The following is a 1,050-nucleotide window of genomic DNA, read 5'->3' as shown; positions in this document are numbered from 1 at the left end:
CTTTGTACAGTGACCTTATGACCCTGGCTGATCAGCTTCTTGATGGTTTCCGGGGTTGCAGCAACCCGTGTTTCACCGGTCTGGGTTTCGAGAGGAACACCAATGTGCACGTCAAATCTCCTGCGTGATCTTATTGAGTAAACCCATGCACTACGGATGGTGCGGCTGGGGCGGCCGATCAGCACGATCCCGCCAAATCAGGGCGGGGCGCGGCATTTTGCAGGCGAACTTTGTGCCCTTCAAGGGATTATGACGGGTGACGGAAAATTAACTACAAGTCACCCCGTGACCGAATGTCGCAACCAACCGGGTCAATCCCTTGCAGGCCGTGCCTTGTAAGGATTCTGGCCGAAATTGAAGAATTTACACATCGGCCGTATGAATGATGCGGCATCGCTTCGAAATAGTGGCGCAAAGCCGCGTGGTCAGGCGCTTGTGGAACGTTTGTACGACTTCTCGATACAGTTTGCTTGTATGCGACAAATACGTATATCTGTAGGGCTGTATATTTGCTGACTACGGGGTCAAATAACGCTACGGGGCCTTTATCCTTCTAGGCTGTAGCTGTGCGCCTGATTTACCAGCCAGTCACGAAATGCCCTCAAAGACGCGGATTCGACCTTTCGCTCAGGAATCATCAGGTAGTAAGCCTTGATGCTGGACAATGCTTGCGGGTTGGCGATCACCAAGCGTTTCTCCTTCAGCTCCCTTTGAATCAAAAACGGCGGAATCAGGGCAATGCCCATGTCGTGCATGGCCGCTTGGGCGAGCATGGAGAATAGCTCATAGCGTGGGCCTGTCATGTCTCGCGGGACATTCAGGTGTTGGGAATCGAACCATTGGCGCCAGGCATAGGGGCGGGTGGTTTGTTGCAGGAGAGGCAAGTCGGCGATTTCGCCGGGCGTCTGACTGGTTTTGTTTGCGAGCTGGTTGGGGCTGCAAAGGGGCTTCGGATTTTCTCCCATGAGCCTGTGGGATTCTGTACCCGACCAATCCGCGTCACCGATGTAGATGGCGGCATCAAAATCAGTGTCGGCGAACAGGAACGGG

Annotated in this window: 2 protein-coding genes; both read right to left on the bottom strand. The window is 54.0% G+C overall.

What is annotated here, in order from left to right; translation table 11 throughout:
* A partial coding sequence (locus AC1DVH_RS31670; RefSeq protein WP_477757100.1) for a hypothetical protein occupies positions 1 to 110 on the bottom strand: 110 nt, incomplete at its 3' end.
* A gap of 435 nt (positions 111 to 545) precedes the next feature.
* Positions 546 to 1,050 (bottom strand): LysR substrate-binding domain-containing protein (locus AC1DVH_RS31665; protein WP_477757099.1); only part of this gene is annotated, 505 nt, incomplete at its 5' end.

The sequence above is a fragment of the Pseudomonas sp. P4_C3 genome (genome assembly GCF_056402075.1).
Note: the sequence above shows the minus strand (reverse complement) of the source record. Positions and strands in the feature narration are given on the sequence as shown.